Source organism: Paenarthrobacter sp. YJN-D, assembly GCF_015040335.1.
Taxonomy (GTDB): domain Bacteria; phylum Actinomycetota; class Actinomycetes; order Actinomycetales; family Micrococcaceae; genus Arthrobacter; species Arthrobacter nicotinovorans.
The window spans coordinates 2988909-3013650 of record NZ_CP053549.1; the positions used below are offsets into that span (position 1 = coordinate 2988909).

The 24742-nt window shown below is 63.4% G+C and carries 22 protein-coding genes; 5 read left to right on the forward strand and 17 right to left on the reverse strand.

All coding sequences use genetic code 11. The features are described 5' to 3' along the window. Positions 1–32: 32 nt before the first annotated feature. The 5 genes from HMI60_RS13835 to HMI60_RS13855 form a co-directional block, all read right to left on the reverse strand. A complete protein-coding gene (locus HMI60_RS13835; RefSeq protein ID WP_018776612.1) occupies positions 33–533 on the reverse strand; it encodes a DUF3817 domain-containing protein in 501 nt (166 codons plus the stop codon). After that, the gene (locus HMI60_RS13840) at positions 530–1396 is read right to left on the reverse strand and encodes an SURF1 family protein (protein ID WP_026266990.1); all 867 of its coding nucleotides are present in this window, start codon (positions 1394–1396) and stop codon (positions 530–532) included. The genes HMI60_RS13835 and HMI60_RS13840 overlap by 4 nt, the downstream gene beginning before the upstream one ends. A gap of 74 nt (positions 1397–1470) precedes the next feature. Continuing rightward, positions 1471–1959 carry a PTS sugar transporter subunit IIA gene (locus HMI60_RS13845; protein WP_018776614.1) on the reverse strand — a complete coding sequence of 163 codons (489 nt, stop codon included), beginning with the start codon at positions 1957–1959 and terminating at the stop codon, positions 1471–1473. Between the two features lie 47 nt (positions 1960–2006). Further along, positions 2007–3761 carry a glycerol-3-phosphate dehydrogenase/oxidase gene (locus tag HMI60_RS13850; RefSeq protein ID WP_018776615.1) on the reverse strand — a complete coding sequence of 585 codons (1755 nt, stop codon included), beginning with the start codon at positions 3759–3761 and terminating at the stop codon, positions 2007–2009. 162 nt (positions 3762–3923) lie between these two features. After that, positions 3924–5057, reverse strand: coding sequence for a GuaB3 family IMP dehydrogenase-related protein (locus HMI60_RS13855; RefSeq protein WP_018776616.1), 1134 nt, complete (start codon positions 5055–5057; stop codon positions 3924–3926). Positions 5058–5280: 223 nt separating this feature from the next. Here HMI60_RS13855 and HMI60_RS13860 point away from each other — a divergent pair, with 223 nt between their 5' ends. Genes HMI60_RS13860 through HMI60_RS13870 form a run of 3 tightly spaced genes read left to right on the forward strand, consistent with a single transcriptional unit; the run spans position 5281 to position 7542 of the window. After that, positions 5281–6207 (forward strand): WXG100 family type VII secretion target, encoded by a 927-nt coding sequence (locus tag HMI60_RS13860; RefSeq protein ID WP_064721615.1) that lies wholly within the window; start codon positions 5281–5283, stop codon positions 6205–6207. A 49-nt stretch (positions 6208–6256) separates the two neighbouring features. Beyond that, positions 6257–6895: a hypothetical protein gene (locus HMI60_RS13865; protein WP_018776618.1), complete on the forward strand. Its 639-nt coding sequence runs from the start codon at positions 6257–6259 to the stop codon at positions 6893–6895. After that, positions 6892–7542, forward strand: coding sequence for a hypothetical protein (locus HMI60_RS13870; protein ID WP_052247246.1), 651 nt, complete (start codon positions 6892–6894; stop codon positions 7540–7542). The genes HMI60_RS13865 and HMI60_RS13870 overlap by 4 nt, the downstream gene beginning before the upstream one ends. Here HMI60_RS13870 and HMI60_RS13875 read toward each other — a convergent pair. The 7 genes from HMI60_RS13875 to HMI60_RS13905 form a co-directional block, all read right to left on the reverse strand. Further along, the gene (locus HMI60_RS13875; protein ID WP_018776620.1) at positions 7539–9437 is read right to left on the reverse strand and encodes an ABC transporter ATP-binding protein; all 1899 of its coding nucleotides are present in this window, start codon (positions 9435–9437) and stop codon (positions 7539–7541) included. The genes HMI60_RS13870 and HMI60_RS13875 overlap by 4 nt on opposite strands. Before the next feature lie 114 nt (positions 9438–9551). Next, positions 9552–11063 carry an IMP dehydrogenase gene (gene guaB, locus HMI60_RS13880; protein ID WP_018776621.1) on the reverse strand — a complete coding sequence of 504 codons (1512 nt, stop codon included), beginning with the start codon at positions 11061–11063 and terminating at the stop codon, positions 9552–9554. A gap of 210 nt (positions 11064–11273) precedes the next feature. Next, a complete protein-coding gene (locus tag HMI60_RS13885) occupies positions 11274–13337 on the reverse strand; it encodes an acyltransferase family protein (RefSeq protein ID WP_193589822.1) in 2064 nt (687 codons plus the stop codon). Then, positions 13334–15433 (reverse strand): acyltransferase family protein, encoded by a 2100-nt coding sequence (locus HMI60_RS13890; RefSeq protein ID WP_193589823.1) that lies wholly within the window; start codon positions 15431–15433, stop codon positions 13334–13336. The genes HMI60_RS13885 and HMI60_RS13890 overlap by 4 nt, the downstream gene beginning before the upstream one ends. 253 nt (positions 15434–15686) lie before the next feature. Continuing rightward, a complete protein-coding gene (gene groL, locus HMI60_RS13895; RefSeq protein ID WP_018776624.1) occupies positions 15687–17300 on the reverse strand; it encodes a chaperonin GroEL in 1614 nt (537 codons plus the stop codon). An 84-nt stretch (positions 17301–17384) separates the two neighbouring features. Beyond that, the gene (groES, locus tag HMI60_RS13900) at positions 17385–17681 is read right to left on the reverse strand and encodes a co-chaperone GroES (RefSeq protein ID WP_018776625.1); all 297 of its coding nucleotides are present in this window, start codon (positions 17679–17681) and stop codon (positions 17385–17387) included. Between the two features lie 191 nt (positions 17682–17872). Beyond that, on the reverse strand, positions 17873–18235 hold the full coding sequence (locus HMI60_RS13905) for a hypothetical protein (RefSeq protein ID WP_055971728.1): 363 nt from the start codon (positions 18233–18235) through the stop codon (positions 17873–17875). 67 nt (positions 18236–18302) lie between these two features. On the opposite strand from HMI60_RS13905, the gene HMI60_RS13910 reads away from it, so the two are divergent. Then, on the forward strand, positions 18303–19538 hold the full coding sequence (locus tag HMI60_RS13910; RefSeq protein ID WP_193589824.1) for a class I SAM-dependent methyltransferase: 1236 nt from the start codon (positions 18303–18305) through the stop codon (positions 19536–19538). Between the two features lie 13 nt (positions 19539–19551). On the opposite strand, the gene HMI60_RS13915 is transcribed toward HMI60_RS13910, so the two are convergent. Genes HMI60_RS13915 through HMI60_RS13925 form a run of 3 tightly spaced genes read right to left on the reverse strand, consistent with a single transcriptional unit; the run spans position 19552 to position 21710 of the window. Then, positions 19552–20364 carry a shikimate 5-dehydrogenase gene (locus tag HMI60_RS13915; protein ID WP_018776628.1) on the reverse strand — a complete coding sequence of 271 codons (813 nt, stop codon included), beginning with the start codon at positions 20362–20364 and terminating at the stop codon, positions 19552–19554. 38 nt (positions 20365–20402) lie between these two features. Next, on the reverse strand, positions 20403–20525 hold the full coding sequence (gene ykgO / locus HMI60_RS13920) for a type B 50S ribosomal protein L36 (protein WP_011775528.1): 123 nt from the start codon (positions 20523–20525) through the stop codon (positions 20403–20405). A gap of 30 nt (positions 20526–20555) precedes the next feature. Further along, positions 20556–21710 (reverse strand): GTP-binding protein, encoded by a 1155-nt coding sequence (locus HMI60_RS13925; protein ID WP_193589825.1) that lies wholly within the window; start codon positions 21708–21710, stop codon positions 20556–20558. Positions 21711–21910: 200 nt separating this feature from the next. Here HMI60_RS13925 and HMI60_RS13930 point away from each other — a divergent pair, with 200 nt between their 5' ends. Continuing rightward, positions 21911–23062 carry a glutamate--cysteine ligase gene (locus HMI60_RS13930; protein WP_026266994.1) on the forward strand — a complete coding sequence of 384 codons (1152 nt, stop codon included), beginning with the start codon at positions 21911–21913 and terminating at the stop codon, positions 23060–23062. Between the two features lie 11 nt (positions 23063–23073). Here the strand turns inward: HMI60_RS13930 and tsaD are convergent, their stop codons facing one another. Further along, complete coding sequence (gene tsaD, locus HMI60_RS13935) at positions 23074–24231, reverse strand: tRNA (adenosine(37)-N6)-threonylcarbamoyltransferase complex transferase subunit TsaD (protein WP_193589826.1); 1158 nt, start codon at positions 24229–24231, stop codon at positions 23074–23076. Next, positions 24228–24731 (reverse strand): ribosomal protein S18-alanine N-acetyltransferase, encoded by a 504-nt coding sequence (gene rimI, locus HMI60_RS13940; protein ID WP_064721609.1) that lies wholly within the window; start codon positions 24729–24731, stop codon positions 24228–24230. The genes tsaD and rimI overlap by 4 nt, the downstream gene beginning before the upstream one ends. Positions 24732–24742: the final 11 nt, after the last annotated feature.

Consider the following 24742-nt stretch of genomic DNA (forward strand, 5'->3'; position numbering starts at 1 on the left):
AGGCATCTCACATCGGGAACGACCAGTGGCGCCTAGTAGCGCTTGGAAGCCTGGGGATTGGCTGCCAGTTCTGCTTCCACCTGTGCGTGGAACTTCTTCTCCACAATGAAGGACAACAGCGGAATCACGCCGCCCAACGCCAGCAGGACCATCTTGGAGAACGGCCACCGCATCAACGACCACAAGCGGAAGTTGGAGACGAGGTAAACCACGTACATCCAGCCGTGCACGATCAGCACCGTGGTGGAGATGTTGAATCCACCAATGACGCCCTTGGGCTCGGATTCGGCAAAGCCAAAGCCAAAGGGCTGGCCCGTCACGGCGTTGGTCCCGCCGGCGAAGAGTGAAACACCGAAAACGTACCGGGCGATCAATTCAGCGCACAGCAGGAGCAGCATGGCACCAGTCAGGTAGGCCATGACTTTGTAGAACTTCAAGGCCGAACGGATCTGCGCTTCCGTCCCGCCGAACCGCCGCTTTTTGGGCTTCGGTCCTGACTGCTCAGGCTGGATGGCAGGTTTGGGCTCAATCATTGCTGCACCTTATGTTCTGGGTCGGGACTTGAAGGTTCGGTAGTTGCGGGCAAGGCATGGGGGTCTTCAGGAAACTCATCGTAGTAGTCGTCGTCCTCGTCGTCTTCGAGGTCCCGGCGGTAGTCATCACGCACCAGCCGCCACCAGATAAAGACGGAGAATCCGGCGAACACCACCCATTCCACGGCGTAGAAGAGGTTCAGCCAGTTGATCTGCTCTGCCGGTGGCTGCGGTGGAATATTGAGGGCCTTGACGTTGTCGCCCAGTGGGACGCTCACACCGCCAGCCACTTCGGATGTGGCCGCTATGAAACCGGGGTAGCTTGAAACATCCCAGCTGTTGATGAGTTCCGCGGTGGAGACCGCCGACGCGCGGCCCGGGCCGGCGTCGACATTTGGTACGGGCGCTTCGGACGGTATCAGGCGACCGGTCAGCGTAAGAGTGCCCGACGGCGGCGGGCCCGCTTGGGCGGCATCAGCCACCCAGCCGCGTGCTACGGGAATCCAGGTCTGCGGCGAGGCTGCGACACCCTTCAGCGTAGGAGCGCCGTTGACCTCGAAGGCCGTGACGATCCAGAAACCTTTTTGGTTGTTGTAAAGCCTGCCCTCGACCAGGACCTGCTTGCCTGGATCGTAGGAGCCGGTGGCGGTGACCATCTGGTCGGAAACAGAGCCGGGGAAGAACTGGCCCGGCTTCAGGACGTCGACCAGGGGTTTGACTTCTTCAGTGGTGGAAGCAGCAGGGCTCTCGTGCTGGGTGGACCGGCTGAGCTGCCACTGGCTAAGCAGCACGAACACCCCGGACAACAGAAGCGCAAAGACCAGTCCTGCGATCCAGCGGGGTTTCAGAGCGGTTTTCAACACTCCTTAACCGTACTTCGTCCGGCTGTAGAACAACGAAACGAGGGCTGGGGCCGCCTGGAGTGGGGCACCAATCCTTAGTGGTCGAAGAAGACCAGGCTGGAGTTGATGAGCTCGGAAATCACTTCGGGATCGTGCGCACGGCGCAGGGACTCCCTGAATGATTCCTTGGAGAGGGAACGCGCAAGCGTGGCCAGAACTTCAAGATGGTCCGAGAAGGAGCTGGCCGGTGTGGCGATGAGGAGGATCAGTGTGGCAGGGCCGTCTGCAGCCCCGAAGTCCAGCGCATGGCCAAACTTGGTGACGCCTACGGCGATGGAGATCCGGTCCACGAATTCGCTGCGGGCATGCGGAAGACCGATTCCGCCGGGAAGCCCGGTGGCCAGCTGGTGTTCTCGCGAATGTACCTGCTCCAGGAAACCATCAAGGTCCGAGATCCGTCCGGCCTGATGGAGCTTTTGAGCCAACTGTGCTGCGGCGTCGATCTTGTCCTCGGCAACAAGTTCAAGAATGACCGTGTCCGGGGTGGTCAGTTCCGCATCATATCGGTCCAGTGGTTCAGCCAAGTCGTGTTCCCTCCATGTGGCCTCCCGGCCTCAACTCCCTGCGCCTGTCAGCGGAGGGGAACGATGTCATCCACTCCCATGCGCGCGGCATCCGCCGATTCGTCATCGGGTTGCTGCTGGCTGAGTCGTTCAGCCTCCACACGTGCAAGGTAGTGCTTGATCTCGCTTTCACGCTGAGCATCGCTCCAGCCCAGGATTTCTCCCATCAGCTTAGCCACTACGGGCGCCGCAGACACACCCCGGTCCCACGCTTCAATGGAGATCCGGGTACGGCGGGTCAAAACATCGTCGACGTGCCGAGCGCCTTCATGGGTTGTTGCGTAGACGACTTCGGCTGCCAGGTAGTCGTCGGCGCCCGGAAGCGGCTCGCCCAGTTCGGGCCTGTCGGAGATCGTGGCGAGGACTTCCGATGCCATGGACCCAAAGCGGTTGAGCAGGTGCTCCACGCGTGCCACGTGCACACCTGCTTGCTCGGCGGACCTCCCCCGCCGGTTCCAGGCCGCTTTGAATCCCTCCGCTCCCAGCAAAGGAATGGTGTCGGTGCAGCTGGAAGGGACACGCTCGTCCATGGCCCTCGTTGCCTCGTCCACGGCATCCTTGGCCATGACACGGTAGGTCGTGTACTTCCCACCGGCCACCACCACCAGACCGGGGACGGGGTGGGCCACTACGTGCTCGCGGGACAGCTTGGCGGTGGAGTCGTTGTCTCCGGCCAGAAGCGGACGGAGTCCCGCATAGACACCTTCAACATCTTCACGGGTCAGGGGACGCTTGAGTACCTTGTTGACGTGCTCCAGCACGTAGTCAATGTCCTTGCTGGAGGCAGCCGGATGGGCCTTATCCAACGTCCAGTCCGTGTCGGTAGTACCGATAATCCAGTGCCGGCCCCAGGGAATCACGAAGAGCACCGACTTTTCAGTACGAAGGATCAGACCCACGGTGGACTGGAAGCGGTCCCGTGGCACCACCAAGTGGATTCCCTTGGAGGCACGGACCTTGAGCTGGCCACGGTCTGTGACCATGGCCTGCGTTTCGTCTGTCCACACGCCGGTGGCATTCACCACCTGCTTGGCCCGGATCTCGAAGACGCTGCCGTCCTCTTGGTTTTCCACCTTGGCACCCACCACGCGTTCGCCCTCCCTGAGGAAGTCGACCACGCGGACCCTGTTGGCCGCGTGTGCCCCGTAATGCGCCGCTGTCCTGACCAGGTTGACCACAAGCCGGGCATCATCGACCTGGGCGTCGTAGTAACGGATCGATCCCACGAAGGCATCGTCTTTGAGGCTGGGAGCCGCACGCAGGGTGCCGCGTCGGAAGAGGTGCTTGTGCATGGGGACACCACGGCTGTGGCCGGACGTCAGACCCAAGGTGTCGTACAGCATGATGCCTGCGCCCACGTAGGGGCGTTCCCAGAAACGGTGGGTCAGCGGGTAGAGGAACGGAACGGGCCGGACCAGGTGGGGTGCGATCTGCTGGATCAGCAATCCGCGCTCCTGCAGGGCTTCCTGGACCAGCCCGAAGTCCAGCATCTCCAAATAGCGGAGGCCACCATGAATGAGCTTTGAGGAGCGGGATGACGTGCCGGACGCCCAATCCCTGGCTTCGACGATGCCAACTGTGAGCCCGCGCGTGACCGCGTCCAAGGCAGCACCAGCGCCCACCACGCCGCCACCGACAATCAGGATGTCCAACTCCTTGCCCGGCTCGGCAGTGGCTTTCAGGACATCAATGGATGCGGCACGGGATTCCGGGCTCAGTGCCCCCGGAGAATTCACCTGCGGACCGCCTGCGACATTGCTCATCGGACCCCTCCTCAAACGCAACAGCTGGTAATCCCCTACCCTACTTGTTGCTCGTCGCCTTGGGCAGGGCTGCCGATGAGGTGCATCCGGACAGAATCCGGCAAAAAAGGACCCCGGGAGCAGCGTGTGGTCTGTTCCCGGGGGCCTCCTTCTGTTTTAGGCCTAGCCGAGGTACGGCGAAACGACGACGTCGACCCGCTGGAACTCTTTCAGGTCCGAATAGCCGGTGGTCGCCATGGAGCGACGCAGGGCACCAATGAGGTTGGAGGTGCCGTTGGTGTGGTGTCCGGGACCGAAGAGAACTTCTTCCAGGGGGCCAACAGTTCCAACGTTAACCCTGTCGCCGCGCGGGAGTTCAAGGTGGTGGGCTTCCTGGCCCCAGTGCCAGCCCTTGCCGGGGGCTTCCTCGGCCCGTGCCAGTGCGCTGCCCAGCATGACGGCGTCGGCGCCCATGGCAACTGCCTTGACGATGTCGCCCGAGGCGCCCATGCCGCCGTCGGCAATGACATGCACGTAACGGCCGCCGGACTCATCGAGGTAATCACGGCGGGCGGCGGCGACGTCGCTGATAGCCGAAGCCATCGGCGAGTGGATGCCCAAGGCGCGGCGCGTAGTTGTGGTGGCACCGCCGCCGAAACCGACCAGGACGCCGGCAGCGCCGGTGCGCATGAGGTGCAGCGCCGGGGTGTATCCGGCGGCACCGCCGACGATCACGGGAACGTCGAGTTCGTAGATGAACTGCTTCAGGTTCAGTGGCTCGTGGTTCTTGGAGACGTGCTCGGCGGAGACCGTGGTGCCACGGATGACAAAGATGTCCACACCGGCGGCGAGGACGGTCTTGTAGTGCTCCTGGGTGCGCTGCGGCGTCAGGGAGCCTGCCACCGTGACGCCGGAGGCGCGGATCTCGGCAAGGCGGCTGGTAATGAGCTCAGGCTGGATGGGTGCCTTGTAGAGATCCTGCATGCGCCGGGTAACGGCAGGGCTCGCGGTTTCGCCGGCGAGCGCTGAGATCTCATCCAGCACGGACTGGGGATCTTCGTAGCGGGTCCACAGGCCCTCGAGGTCCAGGACGCCGAGGCCGCCCAAACGGCCCAGGGCGATGGCCGTTTCCGGCGACATGGCCGAGTCCATCGGCGCTGCGATCACCGGAATGTCGAACTTGTAGGCGTCGATCTGCCAGGAGACGGAGACGTCCTTGGGATCGCGGGTCCGGCGGTTGGGGACGATCGCAATGTCGTCCAGGGAGTAGGCACGACGCCCACGCTTGCCACGGCCAATCTCAATCTCATAAGTCACGGCTCTTACTTTACTGGACCCCTTGCCGAACCCCGATTCGGCAAATGGCGTGGGCACTTCACAAAGCGCTGAAAGAAGCCGCGCCCTTCCCGGCCGGCTGCGGGGCCACCGGCTACCAAGGGTGCCCGCCTGGCAGTTTCCACATGGGCAGAGGTGCCCATGGCAGGATCCCGGACAAATCCGATAGCCTGCGGAAACACACCACACCATGCAAGGGGGAACCATGGCGCCCGGATTCTACGGAGCCGACATCGAACAGCTCCGCTCGTTGTCCAAGCAGATGGGACAAGCCGGGAGCCGGCTCCAGAACCAGGAACTCCAGGTCAACAGCCTGATCACCAGCGTGGCGTGGAAAGGAAACGACGGCGAGCGCTTCCGACGCGAGTGGAGCAGCACCCTACGCCCCATGCTGCACAAAGCCTCCCGTTCCCTGGATGACGCGTCCAAGATGCTCCGCACCCAGGCCGATGAACAGCAGAAGGCCAGTGCTGATGGCGGCGTTGCCGGCTTCGGACCGGGCGGATCTGGCGGTCCCGGCGGGTCTGGCGGACCAAACGTCCCACAGGTCCCCGGTAGCAATGGAAGCCAAGTCGCCCCCACCACTGGCTTGGAAGGCGTGCTCGGCGTCAGCGGCAGCCAGGGATGGTGGGCCGGAAACGCCCTCGTGACTGCCAACGGCGTGGTGGCGGACTCCATCCTGGCCCAGATGGCCAGGGGCGGATTGGTGACTGAACTGACGAGGTGGCCGTGGCTGAGTGCCCAGTACGGACAGGCTGCCGGCGCCGGGTATGTCAGGGGTACCCAACTGCTCAACGGCAGTTCGATGCTCGGCCGTGTCTCGGGGGCATTGGGTGTCGTGACCGGCGGGTTGCAGGTCTATCAAGGCATCCAGACGGGACACCCCGGAATGGCCGTGGACGGCGGCATCTCCGCTGCCCTGGCCGTGGGCAGTTTCGTCCCGGTTATCGGCCCTGCCTGCGCCATTGCCGGCATCGCCTGGGGTGGCCTCGGCCTGTTGGCCACCAACATGGGCTACGATTCCGCGTCTTCCATGATCGCTGACGGCGCGAAACATGTGTGGGAGGGAGCGCAGGACGCCGCCGGAGCGATAGCCGACGGCGCGAAGAAGGTCTGGGGATGGCTCACATGACCCCCCGACTTCCTAGACTGGACACAGAACCGCTCAAGAGAAGGCAGAAATGACCACGCAGACCGAAGAAACCCAGGCATTGCTCATTACCGAACATGAGCTCATCGCACTTATTGCACTGGCTGGCACCGACGGCGCGCTGAGGTGCCAGACCCTCTTCCGCCTCGACCACGCAGCCGGGGCTCCCCTGGAACAGGCAGGGGTATCCACGCTGTTGGAGCGTGGATTGATGAAGATCGAAAACGACGCACTCCAGCCCGTCGGCCCGGCTGCCACGGTGACAGCAGTGCTTGCAGATTCCACGTCGTGGCTGGAAACGGCCCTCGTGACCCCGTCCTCGGAACATGTCTCCTTCATGTTTGGCGCAGAGCAGGGCGCCCTGCTGCTCAACCTGAGCAAGTACGGCGTTCACGAGCTGCACCCCATTACGGGCTCCGAAGGCATGGTCACCACGGCCATCCAGATGGCCGATTACTACCTGAAGCAAGCACCGGACGGATACCCCGCGGCCGCCACAACGCGCCGGCACTTTAAGGACGGAACCTCCCGCGCGGTCCACGTCAAAGCGGAGGCCGACGGTTCCCTGTCCATCGCTGAAGGCGAGGGCGAAAACCTCGACTCGTCGGCCCTCGCGAGTGAGCAGCTCGATTCCCGGATCCGCGCAGGACTGGAGCAGCAGAACGCGTGAGCTACCAGTCCGGCCCCGCTCCACTTTTCCATTCCGACCGCCCCTTGGACTATTGGCTTTCCCCTGAGCTCTCCGCCATCACTCCGGCGAATGCGCGCTCCCGCCTGCGCGAAATCGCCGGCGCGCGCGGCGCCTACATGGGTGCCTGGGCTGCCGGGACCGGAATCGGAGCAGTCCTCGTCCTTTTGGGCGTCGTCCTCGCGGTCCGGCTTGGCACCTTCGCGACTATTGCCGCCCTCAGCCTTCCCGGCGCGGCAGTCGCAGTGCTCTGCGGCGTCTTCTACGTCCGGGTGCGGGACCGGTTGCCGCGGACAAGCCGTGCGCTGGTCAATCGTGGGCCCGGGAGCCTGCGGGGGGCGCTCTCCTTCGTAGCGTTTGTCCTGGTCGTCTTCGCGGGACTGTTCGCTTTCACGGCCAAACCCTCAACGTGGCAGGACCCCGGGACGCTGCTGACACTGGCAACGGTTCTTGCGTTCATGATCTTCCTTTTGGTGGCCGCGATCCTCGTCCCCGCCACCATCATGGGCCGTTCACGGGAATCCCTGCGTCGGAAAGCTGCTAGTGATCCACGCTTCCGGGCGCTTTTGGAACAGGATCTTGCCACCTGGCGCGATCCCGTGGGCAATGCCGGCTACGGCCCGCTCTAAGCCTCGGGACTCTCCCGGCTGGCCTCATCCACCGAAAGCTGGGACTCGAACATCCTGAAGTACCGTCCGCGGAGGGCCACCAGTTCCCTGTGCGTACCTTGTTCGGCGATTCGACCGTCCTCCAGCATGTAGACGATGTCCGCCTTCTCAATGGTGGCAAGGCGGTGGCTGATGGCGATGATGGTGCTGTTACGATCGGCGAAGAGCCTCGTGAAAATCCGGTGCTCGGCCAGGGCATCGATGGCTGAGGTGGGCTCGTCCATCACCATGAATGAGGCGTCACGGTAGAAGTTGCGGGCCATTGCCAGCCGCTGCCACTGGCCGCCGGAGAGCCCGCTTCCCTTCCGCCCGCGTGGATCTTCCATCCAGTTGCTGACATGGTTTTCCAGCCCGTTAGGCAGCTTGTCGATGAACTCCATGGCCTCCGCGTCGGATGCCGCCTTCCGGATGCGCAGATCGTCCCGGGGCAAGTCGACGTCGCCGAGGTAGATGTTCTCTGCGGCCGTGGCGAACTCGTACTTCAGGAATTCCTGGCTCAGGACTGCCAGGTGCCGGTGCCAGCTGGTCACGTCAATTCCGGCCAGATCCTTCCCGTCCAACAAGACCTGGCCGGAGTCGGGCCGGTAGAGCCCGGCCAGAATCCGGATCAGCGTGGATTTCCCGGCGCCGTTCTCCCCCACGATGGCGATGTGCTGCCCCGCCTTGATGGTCATGGAAATACCCTTGATGACCTCGATGTCACTTCCCGTATAGCTGAAGCGGATATCACGCAGTTCCACGGTGGTGGGCGACACTTCCAAGGGTTGTTCGTTTCCGCTGGGCACCGGCAACGCCATGAAAAGCTCGTAGTCCTTCAGGTTGGCCAGGTCCTCGTCAATGGAACTGAGCGAGGACACCAGGTTGTTCGCCGTTGACAATGCACGGCTCACGATCTGCTGGACGTAGAGGAACTGACCCACCGGCTGGGCCCTGGCAATGATCTGCCCCACCACCCACACCAGCGATACCACTTCAGCGCCGTATTGCAGGGCGTCGGCAGCCAGCTGCTTGGGGATGTACCGTTTCTGGAAGTCCAGGCGCCTGCGTTCGTCGGCATCCCTCAACCTGGAGCGAAGTTCCATGAGATAGCCGACAATGCCGTACAGCCGCATTTCAGCGATGTGCTGTGGCCGCAGCAGGTTCTGCTCGATCATCCGGCGCTGCCTGCGCGAATCCACCTGGGTGTTCCAGTGGGCGATCTGTTCACGCGACAGCTTGAACTGAAGGTAGACGCTGGGCACGATCGCCACCAGCACGATCACGGCAATCCACCAACTCACCAACAACAGCGCGCCGACGGCTAGAATCACCGAGACGAGCTGGGTGAAGATGGCCGCAATCCGGTCCAGGACCCGCGCATAGGAGTCGGAGAAACGCTTTGCGCGGTCGTAGAGATCCACGGTCTCTTTGTCGTCGTAGCGCCAGAATTCCAGTGCCAGGAACCGTTGGTACATCAGGTCGCCCACGATGGCGCCCACCTTGAAGCTCATCAGCTGCTGGATGTAGCGGTCCACACTGCTGAACGCACCCCAGAACAGGCCCAGGGCAGCTGTGATGACGACGTAAAGCACTGCGCGGGGGCCCGCATCGGGGTCCCCGGCGTATCCGGCAGCCAGGGCCGTGGTGGTCAACGCTGCAAAGTACGTGGTGACAAGCGGCAGGGTCGCTGAGATCACCGAGCCAAGGACTTTCATGATGACCGCCACCGGTGAGGCCTTGAAGCTCACCTTCAGGACCTGCCCGACGGCGCGTGCGTACGGCCGCAGGGCCAGCTTACGGGGCGGCGCTTTTCCCGGTTGGCCCGGATTCAGCGGGATCGACTCCGGGTGCCGCGGTTGCGCGGACTTCTCTGACATGTGCCCAGCCTATTCCCGAGGGCCGACATCACCGTCGGGCGGATACCGGGCGGTTACACAGTCGGGTGGTTAAACAACTGTTCCCCGCGGTAATCCGCGGGGAACAGGAGGTGCTTAGCGGGAGCCGTAGTTGGGGGCTTCCACGGTCATTTGAATGTCGTGCGGGTGGGATTCCTTCAAGCCTGCCGGGGTGATGCGGACGAACTTGCCCCGGGCCTTGAGTTCGGGAATGGTGGGCGCACCCGTGTAGAACATGGTCTGGCGGAGACCGCCAACCAGCTGGTAGGCGACCGATGCCAGCGGGCCACGGAAGGCAACGCGGCCCTCGATGCCTTCCGGAATGAGCTTGTCATCGCCGGAAACATCAGCCTGGAAGTAGCGGTCCTTGGAGTAGGACGTGTTCTTGCCACGGGACTGCATGGCACCCAGCGAGCCCATTCCGCGGTAGCTCTTGAACTGCTTGCCGTTGACGAAAATGAGGTCGCCCGGGGACTCCTCACAACCTGCCAGGAGGGATCCGAGCATGACGGTGTCGGCGCCGGCGACCAGCGCCTTGCCGATGTCGCCCGAGTACTGCAGGCCGCCGTCGGCGATCAGCGGGACGCCTGCCGGGATGGCAGCCTTGGCGGATTCATGGATTGCGGTGATCTGCGGAACGCCCACGCCTGCAACAACGCGGGTGGTGCAGATGGATCCGGGTCCGACGCCAACCTTGATGCCATCGGCACCGGCGTCGATCAGAGCCTGCGCACCTTCACGGGTGGCGGCCTGGCCACCGATCACGTCAACGTGTGCTGCAACGGGATCGGACTTCAGGCGGCGGATCATGTCCAGGACGCCCTGGGAGTGGCCGTTGGCCGTGTCAACGAAAAGTGCGTCAACGCCGGCGTCGATGAGCTTCATGGCGCGCTCCCAGCCGTCACCGAAGAAGCCGATGGCAGCGCCGACCCGCAGGCGGCCTTCATCGTCCTTGGTGGCGAGCGGGTACTGCTCGGCCTTCGTGAAGTCCTTGGTGGTGATGAGGCCCTTCAACCGGCCCTGTTCGTCCACCAGCGGGAGCTTCTCGATCTTGTTGGTGGCCAACTTGTGCGAGGCTTCGTCGCGGCTGATGCCCACGTGCCCGGTGATGAGCGGCATCTTGGTCATGGTGTCGCTGACACTACGGAACGGGAAGTCCGATTCCGGGATGAAGCGGGTGTCCCTGTTGGTCACGATGCCCAGGAGGCGGCCGTCGGTGTCAACAACCGGCAGGCCGGACACGCGGTACCGGGAGCAGAGCTCGTCCAGTTCCTGCAAGGTGGCTTCCGGACCGATGGTCAACGGATTGGTGATCATGCCGGACTCGCTGCGCTTGACGCGGTCAACGTGCTCCGCCTGGTCGTCGATGGCGAGGTTGCGGTGAACCACGCCCAAGCCACCCTGCCGCGCCATGGCGATGGCCATGCGGGATTCGGTCACGGTGTCCATGGCGGCGGACAGCAGCGGCGTCTGCACGGTGATGCGCTTGGAGATCCGGGAAGACGTGTCCGCTTCGGACGGGATGACATCCGTGTGTCCGGGAAGCAGCAGGACGTCGTCGTAGGTCAGGCCGATAAGGCCGAAGGGATTGTGTTCGGGCTGGGTCATGAGTGCGCCTCTTACCTTGGTTCCGGGGGCTTAACTGGTAGGGGTTGCAACTGATGACCAGCCCGTCATTACGGGACTGGCCTGTGCATAAGTGTTGAATAAATAGTAGAACCTCCGCGGCAATCGCCATATTCCGTAACGCCGGAGTGTGAGCAACAGCACTGGCGGCAGGCCGCCGTCGCCGGTTTTCAAGTCTCCGGGCAACGAAAATCAGCTGCGTGACCAGCCGGTGGCCGCCAGGAGCCGCTCCTCGAACATCGGGATCATGCTTTGCACGTAGGTCTTGGTGAGGTGGTTGTCGTCCTTGTAGACATAGACATTTCCCACGACTGCCGGGCACGTGCCCTGCTCGCAGATGAAGTCGCTCATGTCCATCAAGTACAGCCGGTCGACTTTTCCGACGTAATCATCCAACGGTGAAGATTCCGCAAGGGACTCTTCCAGCGGCGCCTTGCAATCGGGCGAGTCTGGGCCCTTTTTCTGCACGCATTCGGGCATGTTGATGCTGAACCTGGGATTGTCGCGGATTCCCACAACATCGATCCCCGCGTCCGTGAACGGTTTGATGCCTTCGAGGTAGCCGGGCACCTCCGTCTCGAACGGGGCATCGGCGTGCGTCAGCGACGCCACCGTGAACACGGCGTCAGGCTTGTGTTCCATCACGTAGTTGGCGCTGGCCTTGTTGAATTCATTGCACTCGTCGGTACGTTCGACGGATTCGGCGCCGAAGCGGCAACTGCCTTTGAGCAACGTCACCACTTCCCAGCCGTGCTGCTTGGCGATGGGGCCGAGCGCCGCCATGTACTGCTGGGCGTGCGAATCACCGAGGACCACTATTTCCTTGGTGACGACGTCGGGTTCGTCGTTCTGGAGGCAGCCCTGCAGCAAGGGGTCGCTGGGCACGTTGTCTCCGGTGCACAAGCCGTCGATGTCAGCCCACTCGTCCTTCATGGCCGCAGGGGCCGGAATGATCATGGCCTCCTGGGCCGGCTGCCCGACGAATTCCGGCGACAAGGCTGCAGCCCCCGGCGTCAGTTCCTTGGGCTGGCCGGCAATCGCCGCATCTTCAGCGGCGATGGCACCCTGCCAAACGGTCACCGGCATGGCGAGCAACGCACCGCAGGCGGCTATCACGACGGCGGCGCGCCAGGAGCGCACGTCCGGCCACTGCCAGCGGCGCATGGGCTCCTCCACGAACCTGGTGGTGCCGATCGCAAGGAGCATGGACGCCGCCATGATGCCCAGGCCCTGCAAGAGGCTCGGAGCCGTGGTGCCGCTGACCAGCAGGAAGAACACCAGGACCGGCCAGTGCCACAGGTAAAGGGCGTAGGAGTTGTTACCCACCAGGACCAACGGCCGTGAGCTCAGGAGGCGATCGACGCCGAAACGGCTGCCGCTCTGCCCGGCGACGATGACAGCGGCGGCGGCAAGCGTGGGCCACAACGCGATGAATCCCGGGAAGGACCGGTCAACTGTCAGGACCAGGCCACAGGCGAGCATGGCGGAGATTCCAGCCCAACCGAGGAACACCCGGAGCCTGCGCCCGGGCTTCAGGTACGGGAGTGCCAGGGCGAGCAGGGAACCCAGCGCGAACTCCCAGAGCCGAGCACGGGTATCGAAGTACGCGTACTCCTGGTTGTTGGCGGTCTGGTCGATGGAAAACACCAAGGAGGCCAGAAAGACCGCGCCGAACGCGAAGAAGAGCAGGCTCCGGTGACTCAGCGTCCGCCCCTTCGGGAGAAGCCGGGCCAGACTTGGCTGCAGCAGCGCCACGGCAGCGAAGACCAGGGGCCACAGGACAAACACCTGGCCCTGGACAGACAGGGACCAGAAGTGCTGGAGCGGGCTGGCACCGGAGTGGTCCTGCGCGTAGTAATCCACGGCATTGTCCGCGAGCTGCCAGTTCTGCCGGTAGAACAGGGACGCCCAGGCTTCGGCCAGGACATCCGGCCAACGGCTCTGCGGAATGAATGCCCAGGTCGCCAGCAGAACACCCAGCAAAACCACGACGACGGCGGGCAGGAGTCGCTTGAACACGTGGAGCCAGTGCCGCAGCAGTTTCAGCGGCGAACCGGCTTCGAGCTTCCGCGTGAACGACAACGTCAGAAGGAAAGCCGAGATGAGGAGGAACACGTCCACCCCGCCCGAGACCCGGCCAAGCCAGATGTGGTAGGCAGCGACCATGAGCACAGCCAGGGCGCGCAGGCCCTGGACTTCCGGACGGAAGCCGCGTTCCGGCGTCGTGATTTTATCCACGCTGCGAGTGCTCATCATCGTTGCCACCCCGTCGCGGCAAACCACCTCTCATCAAGCATGTCCGTCATGCTCTTCACATAGGTCTTGGTCAAGTGGTTGTCGTCCAGGTAGACGAAGGTATTGCCGATGATGGGCGGACAATAGAGGCCGATGCAGATCAGGTCTGTCATGTCGATCAGGAACAGGTCCTGGTACTTGCCCATGACTTCCTCAAAGGGGCTCGGATCTGCCAGTACGTCCGCTTTCAGCGGCCGGCAGTCCGGGCTGTCCACTCCCTTCGAAAGGGTGCAGTCCGTCAGGCTGTAGGTGAACCTGGGATTGTCCCGTACTGCGACGACCTCAGTGCCGCGGGCCGTGACTTCAGAGACGAGTTCCTCGAATCCATGCGTCAGCTTCTCGTCCGGCTCCGAGGGTTCGGCCTTGGTGCCCACCGTGAAGATGGCGTCGGGGGCGTGCTCCTCAATGTGTTTGCGCACTTCCCTGTTGAACTCATTGCACTCGGGCTCGACATCGGAATCGTCGGTCGCAAACGGGCAGGCCCCGTACAGCAAGGCATACAAGCGCCAGTGGTGTTCTTCAGCCATCTGGCCCAGCGCGGCCAGCCATTGCTGGGAATGCGAGTTGCCCAGGACGAGGACAGTCTTGGTGGCATCAGAGCCCACGTTGTTCTGCTGGCAGTTGTCGCGCAGCAGCTGCGACTCCGGTTTGGTATCACCGGAGCAACCGTCCGGAAGCTTGGCCCAGTCGCGCCCGATCCGTTCCGCGGTGGGCTGGGTGAGGGCGTTGGGGGCAACCTCGTTCACATACGTGGGCAGCAGTGCCTTGGCGCCGGGATTGTCGAAGACCATCCGGGCTTCAGCGGCCTGCTGTTCAAGGTCCTGCCTGTATTGAAAGCCCATCAGGGGCGCAGTGACCACGGCAAGGCAGGCGACGATCGCGATGAACGAACGGCGGCGCTTCATCTCGGGCCACTTCCACTGGCGGAAGGGCTTCTCGATGTACTTGGTGGTGAGGAACGCCAGCGTCAGCGAGAGGGCGATGATGGCCGTGCCGGAAAGCCATCCAGCGTGCTCTTTGCCGCTCCAGCCCAGCGCGATGACCAGGATGGGCCAGTGCCAGAGGTACAAGGCGTAGGAATTGTCGCCCAGGCGGACCAGGAACTTGGAGCTCAGGATCCGGTCGACACCGAAGCGGCTGCCGGTCTGGCCTGCCGCGATGACGGCGACGGCTGCCAGGGTGGGCCACAATGCCACGTAACCCGGGAAAGCCGTCTGGACCTGCAGCACGATGCCGCAGGTGAGCATGGCAATGACGCCGATCCAGCCCATCAGTACGCGGACGGGTTTGGAGAAGTTCAAGCCCGGCAGCACCAGGGCCAGCAAGGTGCCCAAGGCAAATTCCCACAGACGGGCGAAGGTATCGAAGTACGCCACAGCCTGGTTGGTGGCCGTGAAGATGATGGAGTAGACGAACGAGACCAGGAAAATTATGGCGAAGACATACACGAGGGTCGCCCGGTACCTGAGGGCAAAGCGGCGGCACAGAAGCGCGACCGCTGCGAAGATCACCGGCCAGATGATGAACACCTGCCCCTGGATGGACAGCGACCAGAAGTGTTGCACCGGGCTGGCCATGCTGTGGTCCGTGGCGTAGTAGTCCACCGCAAGCTGTTGGAGCAGCCAGTTCTCGTAGTAGAACAAGGACGCCCAGGCCTGTTGGACAATTTCAGCCCACCGGGTAGGTGGCAGGAGGACGAAGGTGGCTGTCAGCGTTCCCAGAAGGACAACCACGACGGCGGGCAGCAGCCGCCTGAACAGGTGCAGCCAGTGCCGCAGGAGGTCCATGGGGCGGCCCTGTTTATAACGGCCCGTGAACTGCAGGGTCATGAGGAACGCGGAGATGAGGAGGAAGACATCCACCCCTCCGGAAACCCGGCCGATCCAGATGTGATAGCTCACCACCATGAGGACGGCCAGTGACCTGAGACCTTGGATTTCAGGGCGGAACTTGGACTTTCCAACGGGACCGGAAGCCCGCCTACCGCGGTGGGCAGGGGCTGTAATCGCTGGGGTAGTCACGTTAGGCAGTTCCTTAAAGCGGCTGGCACAAAGCATCCATAATACGCGGTTCAGCCCACCCGCCCCCAGTTCGAGGATGCTGCTGACCGCCTTCCGCACCTCCCCCGGGCCCGGTTCAGCCATCCATTCTTGCAGCTCTTCCTGTGTGTGACCTGTGCCGATGCCTCATTCGGGTCCCTGCGGCCAATGCGATACGCCGGTCCGGAAGTTGTGATGCATCGCACAGGATCTTAACAGCAGAAACCCCGGTCACAACTCGGTGCGACCGGGGTTTCCGCGGGACAGGCGCTTAGTGCTGGTGGCCTGCGTGTGCGTCTTCTTCCTCAGCGGGCTTCTCGGCAACCAGGGTCTCGGTGGTGAGAACCAGGGCAGCGATGGAAGCGGCGTTGCGGAGTGCAGAGCGGGTGACCTTGACGGGGTCGATCACGCCGGCGGCGATCAGGTCCTCGTACTCGCCGGACTTGGCGTTGAAGCCGTGGTTGGCTTCGAGTTCGGAAACCTTGGCGGTGACCACGAAACCGTCGAAGCCGGCGTTCTGCGCGATCCAGCGCAGCGGCTGGACCAGTGCGCGGCGAACGATGCCTACAGCGGCCGCAGCATCACCTTCGAGGTCCTTGACTGCCTGGGACTCGTCCAGGGCCTTCAGGGCGTGGATCAGGGCGGAACCGCCACCGGAAACGATGCCTTCTTCGAGGGCTGCACGCGTCGAGGAAACGGCGTCCTCAATGCGGTGCTTCTTTTCCTTCAGCTCAACCTCAGTGGCTGCGCCAACCTTGATGACGCCGATGCCGCCAGCGAGCTTGGCCAGGCGTTCCTGCAGCTTTTCCTTGTCCCAGTCTGAATCCGTCCGGGTCAGCTCAGCGCGGAGCTGTGCAACGCGGTCGGCAACGTCCTGGGCCGAACCGGCACCGTCAACGATGGTGGTGTTGTCCTTGGTGACCGTGATGCGGCGGGCGGTACCGAGTACCTCGAGGCCAACGGAGTCCAGCGTCAGGCCCAGGTCCGGGGAAACTACCTGCGCACCGGTCAACGTAGCGATGTCCTGGAGCATGGCCTTGCGGCGATCGCCGAAGCCCGGAGCCTTGACGGCAACGACGTTGAGCGTGCCGCGGATACGGTTGACGATCAGGGTGGAAAGGGCTTCGCCTTCGATGTCCTCAGCGATGATGAAGAGGGGCTTGTTGGCCTGCAGGGCCTTCTCGAGCAGCGGCAGGAAGTCCTGCAGCGAGGAGATCTTGCCCTGGTTGATCAGGATGAGGGCGTCTTCGAGGACAGCTTCCTGGCGTTCTGCGTCGGTGACGAAGTACGGGGAGAGGTAGCCCTTGTCGAACTGCATGCCCTCGGTGAGGACCAGCTCGGTCTGCGTGGTGGAGGACTCTTCGATGGTGATGACACCATCCTTGCCTACCTTGCCGAAGGCCTCGGCGAGGAGCTCGCCGACTTCATCGCTCTGCGCGGAGATGGCTGCGACGTTGGCTACCTGGGTGCCTTCGACTTCGCGGGCATTCTCCAGGAGGCGTGCAGCGACGGCTTCCACTGCAACTTCGATGCCGCGCTTGATCTCGCCGGGAGCTGCGCCGGCAGCAACGTTGCGCAGGCCTTCCTTGACCAGGGCCTGGGCCAGCACGGTTGCCGTAGTGGTGCCGTCACCGGCAACGTCATTGGTCTTGGTGGCTACTTCCTTGGCAAGCTGGGCGCCAAGGTTCTCGTAGGGGTCGTCAAGCTCAACTTCACGGGCGATGGTGACACCATCGTTGGTGATCGTGGGGGCGCCCCACTTCTTGTCCAGGACGACGTTGCGGCCGCGCGGGCCCAGCGTCACCTTGACAGTGTTGGCGAGCTTGTCGATACCGGCCTCAAGAGACCGGCGGGCAGCATCGTTAAAAGCAAGCTGCTTTGCCATGGTTGTGTCCTTTCGAGACAGAAAACCCGCACCGCTGACGCTCGGAATGATTCCAACGCGACGGCGGTGCGGGGCTCCAGGAAGTTACTTTACGACGATCGCAAGGACGTCGCGGGCGGACAGAACGAGGTACTCGCTGCCGCCGGTCTTGACTTCGGTTCCACCGTACTTGGAGTAGATGACGACGTCGCCAACAGCTACGTCAACCGGTACGCGGTTGCCGTTGTCATCGAAGCGGCCGGGGCCGATTGCAACAACTTCGCCTTCCTGCGGCTTCTCCTGCGCGGAGTCCGGAATAACCAGGCCGGAAGCCGTGGTCTGCTCTGCTTCGAGCGGGCGAACAACAATACGATCCTCAAGAGGCTTAATCGAGACCGACACTCGGACTCTCCTTTTCATGAGCTGATTCATGGACTAAGAACTAGGGTGCCGTGGCGTACAACCGTCGTCGCGGTGCCGGTGGACGCCTGGCGTGATTAGCACCCTCAAGGGGAGAGTGCTAACTAGACTCTATGTAAGGCGTTAGCACTCGGTCAAGGTGAGTGCCAGCATTTCGTCATCGGTGAACGTTGTCACTGGTCCCTGAGGTCATCAAGGTCGTAGTCTTCGCCGTCGTCGTCCTCATCCAAGGAAGCGCTGCCGCGGTTCAGGTAGAGCACCACCGCCGAAGCCACCGCCACGAGGCCGGAAACCACCAGCGCGATGATCCCGCCGAGGCGCGCACCGGCGTAGAGGTCGCGGATGTCGCGTGCCTCATCCGTCGCATCGTTCACGCTCTTGCCACTGACGGAGTAGGCCGCTGCGTTGAAGGAATCCAGCGCGAAAATAACGATCAGCAAGCCTATGCAGACCACCGCGATGACAGCGCCCGCGATCAGGGCGGGACGGGCATACGTGGTGAGGCGGGAGGGCTGTGGTGCTGCGTTGTCTTCCATGAAAACAACCCTATCCGGCTGATTCCCCAGTCACGCAGCCATGACGCGCGACGTTAGGCTTGTTCCCATGCCTCATGCACCGCAGGAACAGATCGCACCTTTATTGACCACTGAAGGTTGGGAGCTTCTTGCCTCGCTGGGACCCTACCGTGAGGCTGATGCCTTCAGCGTCAATGCCAGCCTCCGCAAGGCCGGCCACTCCCCGGAACTCGTGGCCGCCGTCCTGACCCAATCACGCTTACGGACCCGGGCCGAGGCGAAGTTCGGTGAGTTCGCCCGGCAGATGCTGTTCACCCAGGCGGGCCTGGAGCAGGCAACCCGGCTGAACGTCGCCGCCCGACACGCCGAACGTTTTGCCCAGGCCGGCATCACCCATGTGGCCGATCTCGGCTGCGGCCTCGGCGCCGATTCCATGGCGATGGCTTCCATGGACATTGCTGTCACCGCTGTGGAGATGGACGAAACCACCGCTGCCTGCGCCATGATCAACCTCATGCCTTTCCCGCATGCAACGGTGGTGCACTCGGACGCGGAATCAATGGACCTCGAGGGCATCGACGGCGTGTGGATGGACCCTGCCCGACGCACCACGTCCACGTCGGGAACCAAAAGAATCTGGGACCCGGAGGCGTTCTCGCCCCCGTTGTCCTTCGTGGAGAGCGTGGCGGCCACAGGGCGTGCGGTAGGGGTAAAGATGGGCCCGGGCATCCCCCACGACTCGGTGCCTTCGGGCTGCGAGGCCCAATGGGTTTCCGTGGGCGGCGATGTCACCGAGGCCACCCTGTGGTTCAACTCAGTAGCCCGCCCGGGCGTCCGCCGCGCCGCATTGCTCCTTGGCAGCCAGGGCGCCGCCGAAATCACCAGCGGCGAGGACTTCGGCGGTGGCCCGGAAGCCGCCGTCGGGCCTGTTGAAGGCTTTCTCTACGAACCCGACGGTGCGGTGATCCGCGCAGGCCTGGTGGCCGACGTCGCCGAGCGGCTGGGCGGGCACCTGGTGGACGAGCACATCGCGTATATCTGCGCCCCGGAACTCCACGACACTCCGTTTGCCCGGGCCTACAAGGTGCTGGACGTCATGCCGTACAACGTCAAGGCCCTCAAGGCCTGGGTGAAGTCGAACGGCATCACCGTGTTGGATATCAAGAAGCGCGGCACGGCAGTGACACCCGAGGAACTGCGGAAGCAGCTGCTCCCCGCCAAACCCGCAAAGGACAAGGATGCGAAAACAGCCACCCTTGTCCTCACCAGGATCGGCGAGGAAAGAGTGGCTGTCGTGGTGGAACCGGTGACCGCCCAGGCTTAGCAGGCCTGCGGCGTCAGCGACGCGAGAATTCCGAGGCCTCCCGTACTTGGCCGGGCGTCGGGCGAACGCCGGTGTACAGGACGAACTGTTCCTCGGCCTGAATGGCGATGACCTCGGCTCCTGTGATGACCGGCTTGCCCGCAGCGCGCGCGGCGGTGATGAGCGGCGTTTCGGAGGGAAGGGCCACCACATCGAACACCACCTGCGCGGCTGCGATGGTGGCGTCGTCAAAGGACTGGGCGGTTTCGTCCGCGCCGGCCATGCCCAGCGGGGTGACGTTGATGATGAGGTCCGCGGTGGCTCCGTTGACGTCGTCCTGCCAATCGAAGCCGTAGAGGTCGGCGAGCGCTCGGCCGGTGGTTTCGTTGCGGGCCACGATGGTGACGGCAGTGAACCCGGCGTCCCTCAGGGCGGCCGCAACAGCTTTGGCCATTCCCCCGGCGCCGCGGAGCAAGACAGTATGGCCGCTGGGGACTTCATGGTCCTTCAGAAGCCTGGCGATCGCGATGTAATCGGTGTTGTAGGCAGTGAGGACGCCGTCGTTGTTCACGATGGTGTTCACCGAATCGATGGCCTTGGCCGACGGATCCATGACGTCAACCAGCGGAATGACTGCCTCTTTGTAGGGCATGGACACCGCGGCACCCCGGATCGGGAGGCCGCGGATGCCCGCCACCGCAAGGGTGATGTCCGCGGGGGCGAATGCCTTGTAGACAAAGTTCAGGCCGAGCAGATCGTACAGATAGTTATGGAACCTCGTCCCGATGTTGCTGGGCCGGGCCGCGAGCGAAATGCACAATGACATGTCTTTGTTCAGGATGGGCATCCACCCATTAAACAACGCCCCTCCGGGCTTCCGTGCGGTCAGCCCTGGCGGGCCTTCATGCGCGGGTTGTTCTTGTTGATGACGAACGTGCGGCCACGCCTGCGGACGATTTGCGCCCCGGGGATCTTCTTGAGTGCACGCAGCGAGTTTCGGACCTTCATGGTGTTTCTCCTTTTTTGTTGGTGTTTGGCTTAGAGGGCGTCGCTGAGTTCCAGGGGGTCATCCCACGCGTCGGCATCCATGGCCATTTCGGCCTCCGTCAGCTGGCAGCCTTCCAGGAGTTCACGGATTTCCGCGGCGTCAACATCGTCGGCCCGCCCAGTGATGGCCAGGACGGTTCCGCGGTCCCCGTGGCTGGGGTGCCAGTCGAGGAAAGCGTCGACGTCGGCACCCACTTCTCCGCGCAGGCCTTCTCCCATGGGGGCTGCTTCCGTGGAATCGGCCATCCAGTTGCCCGTGCTTTCGAGCCAGATCCGTGGACCGATGCCTTGGACAGCTATCCGCTTGGTGGGAGCGGAGGCGATCCACAGGCGGCCCCGCATCCAGTGCATGCCGACAGCCAAGCGCGGAAGCGCCTCCCTGAAACGGCCCGGATGAAGTGGCCGGGCAGCCCGATGGAGCACGGTCCGGAAGGAACCTTCCGTTTCAGCCAGGGGCACACGCACGACGCCGGGACGGTTGCGGGCAGCTGCTTCGGCGGGGTCGAAGCAGCCCGGCCGGAAATCATCGGCCGCTGCGGCAACGGTTGCATGGGGTGCCAATTCGCCAAGCAACTCCACCCCCGACACCCACTGCGGCGAACCCTCGCGGGGATCCCCCGTCAGCACGGCACCCAATCCCGGATAGGCCATCACGGTGTCCACGTGCCCGAATTCGCCGACCAGGAATTCGCCACTGGTCCGCTCGTCCTGGGGCATGGACGTGAAGCCGGACTCAAACAGGGTGTGGCGGTCCCAGATGTGGTCGTCCAACTCTGCGGGGTCCAAGGCGAGCACGGCGTTGTCGATGACCGCCGGGCGGCTGAGCCCACTCCGGAGCTCCGCCACGGCCATTCCGGCTGCGACGCCTGGCGGCAGGCCCAGGACGACGTGGTCGAAGCCGCATGCGGCGAGCCGTTCCGCCGTCGGGACCACGTCAAGCCGGACGGTGCAGCTCAGGCAACCGTGCTCCAGGACCGTCGTCCCGCGTTCGAACAACCGGCCGTTGCGGTAAACGCGCCGCAGGACCAGTGAGCCATCCAGGAGATCGTGGAGGACCACCACGGAATTGGCATGGGTCCGCCCCAGCCTTTCGGTGGCTGCCTCACGGCATTGGCTGTCCAGGGAACTGACGATCGTGAGGTGCATGGCACACACTCTAATGCGAATGGTTCGCATTAGCAAATGGCGGGTAATTTCTCCCGCGCACCCGCCGCAATCATGCGAGTTCCGGCTGCATTAGACTTGATCCGACCGCTGGCGGCCCCGCAGCGGGGAACCGTGTCCGGCCGAAACAACACATTGCCGGACAGTACACATAGCCGGACAGTACAAACCGAGGGGACTACGTGCAGATTGATTTTGCGCCATCCAGGCAATCGACACTGGGTGTGGAATGGGAGTTGGCGCTCGTCAATGCACGCACAGGGGAACTGGTATCCGTCGCGAACGACGTCCTGAAAGGCGTTGCGGCAAACCACCCGGACCTCAATGAGGACGACGAACACCCCCATATCAAGCGCGAACTGCTCCTCAACACGGTGGAACTCGTCACTGGCATCTGCGAGACCGTCAACGAAGCCAAAGAGGACCTCAGCCGGTCCCTCGCCGCAGTGCGCGAAGTCACCGATCCCATGGGTGTCGAAGTGTTTTGCGCCGGCAGCCACCCCTTCAGCCCTCCCCTGCTGCAGCCGGTCACCGACAAAGAGCGGTACGCCAAACTGATCGAGCGGACCCAATGGTGGGGACGCCAAATGGTCATCTACGGCGTTCACGTCCACGTGGGCATCGACAGGAAAGAAAAAGTCCTCCCCGTCCTGGATGGCCTGGTCAACTACTTTCCGCACTTCCAGGCATTGTCAGCTTCCAGCCCCTACTGGGCCGGTGAGGAAACAGGGTACGCATCACAACGCGCGCTCATGTTCCAGCAGCTTCCGACAGCCGGCCTGCCGTTCCAGTTCGAAACCTGGGAGGCGTACGAGTCCTACGTCCAGGACATGTTCACCACCGGAGTGATCGACTCAACCTCCGAAATCCGCTGGGACATCCGCCCGGTTGCCAACCTTGGCACCATCGAAATGCGCATCTGTGACGGCCTGGCAACCCTTGAGGAAGTCGGTGCCATCGCGGCCCTGACCCAGTGCCTGGTGGACGAATTCTCCTCCATTCTTGATGCCGGGGGCAGCATCCCCACCATGCCTCCGTGGCACGTGCAGGAAAACAAGTGGCGCGCTGCCCGCTACGGCATGGAAGCCATCATCATCCTCGATGCCGCTGGCAACGAGCAGCTCGTTACCGAGCACCTGGCCGAAACCGTCGCGCGGCTTGAGCCTGTGGCAGCCAAGCTTGGCTGCTCCGAAGAACTGGCCGATGTCCTGAAGATCGTCGAACGCGGTGCCAGCTACCAGCGGCAGCGCCGCGTCGCCGCCGAACACAACGGCGACCTGCAGGCAGTGGTCATGGACCTCGTCCAGCAGATGCGAAAAGGTCCCGACGCCTAGCGGTTCCCGGTTTACCTGCCCGGGCCGGCGGCCTGGGCAGGTACTGACACTGTGGTGACAGGCATGGAGGAATCCGGTGCGAACTCCACTCCGCTGGGGTCGATGCCGGCCATGATCAGCTGGGCGCCCAGCGCCGCCACCATGGCCCCGTTGTCCGTGCACAGATCCAACGGCGGAACGTGAAGCCTGATCCCGGCCGAGGTACAGCGCTGTCCGGTCAGTTCCCGGAGCCGGGAATTGGCAGCGACGCCGCCGCCCAGCAGGAGGTCCGTGATGCCGTTCTCTTTGCAGGCCAGAACGGCCTTTGAGGTGATGACATCCACTACGGCTTCCTGGAACGCGGCAGCGATATCAGCCACCGGCACTTCCTCGCCGCGGGCCTCGAACTGTTCCACACAGCGGGCCACGGCAGTTTTCAGACCGCTGAAAGACCAGTCATAACGGTGCGGCCCCTTCTCCTCGGCGGTCCCCATGTACTTGGGTTGCGTCAGGCCACGCGGGAAGCGGATGGATTTGGGGTTGCCCCGGCGTGCCAGTTTGTCGATTGCGGGTCCGCCCGGATAGCCCAGACCAAGGATGCGCGCCACTTTGTCGTAGGCCTCCCCGGCGGCGTCATCGATGGTTGAACCCAGCAGCTCGACATCGTCCGTGATACTCCGGATGCGCAGGATTTCAGTGTGGCCCCCGGACACCAGGAGCGCCCCGAGGTTCTCCGGCAACTGCCCCGCACCCAGGCCGGCGGCAGCACCGGCGTCGGGCTTTCCTTCCGGGGTTCGCCTTTGATCCAGCAAGCCAACGCCAACGTGCGCCACCAAATGGTTGATCGCGTAGAGCGGCTTCCCCGTGGCAACCGCCAGGGCCTTCGCAGCACAAACGCCCACCATAAGCGCCCCGGCGAGGCCCGGGCCGGACGTCACGGCAATGGCGTCGATATCGTCCAGGGTGACCCCGGCTTCAAGCAGCGACTCCTGCAACGTGGGCACGAAGGCGTCCAGGTGCGCCCGCGAAGCGATTTCCGGGATGACGCCGCCAAAACGCACGTGCTCGTCCATGGAGGAAGACACAGTGTTGGTCAGCAACGTTGTCCCGCGGACGATGCCCACACCGGTCTCGTCGCAGGACGACTCGATGCCGAGCACCAGCGGCTGCTGTCGATTAAGGCCGCTCACGCTGGGGCTCCTTCGGAAGGGTGTTGTTCGTTCAAGGTCAGCCTCATGATCAAGGCGTCTGTTCCGTCGCGGTAATAGCGGGGACGGACGTGGATCTGCTCAAACCCGAAACGCACATAGAGTTGCTGCGCGCGGGGATTGTCCGCCCGCACTTCCAGCAACACGTCTGCCGCGCGGCGTCGCCGCGCCTCATCGATGAGCTCCGCGAGGACCGCGGAGCCGATGCCCCGGCCTTCGAATTCAGGCACGACGGCGATCGTCTGGACGTCCGCGATGGGCTCGATGCACATCAATCCCGCATAAGCGATGATCTCCCCTGCGGCCTCGGCCACCACGTAACGGCGGGTTTCGGGCTGGGCCAGTTCGTCGAAGAACATCTGCAGCGGCCATGCGTCCACGGGGAACAAACGGCGCTCCAAAGCCTCTACGGCCGGGATGTCGGCTTCGGTCATGTCGCGCAGGGAAACCCCGGCGAGCTCCAGTTTGGGTGACAATTTCACAGTTCCCGTCC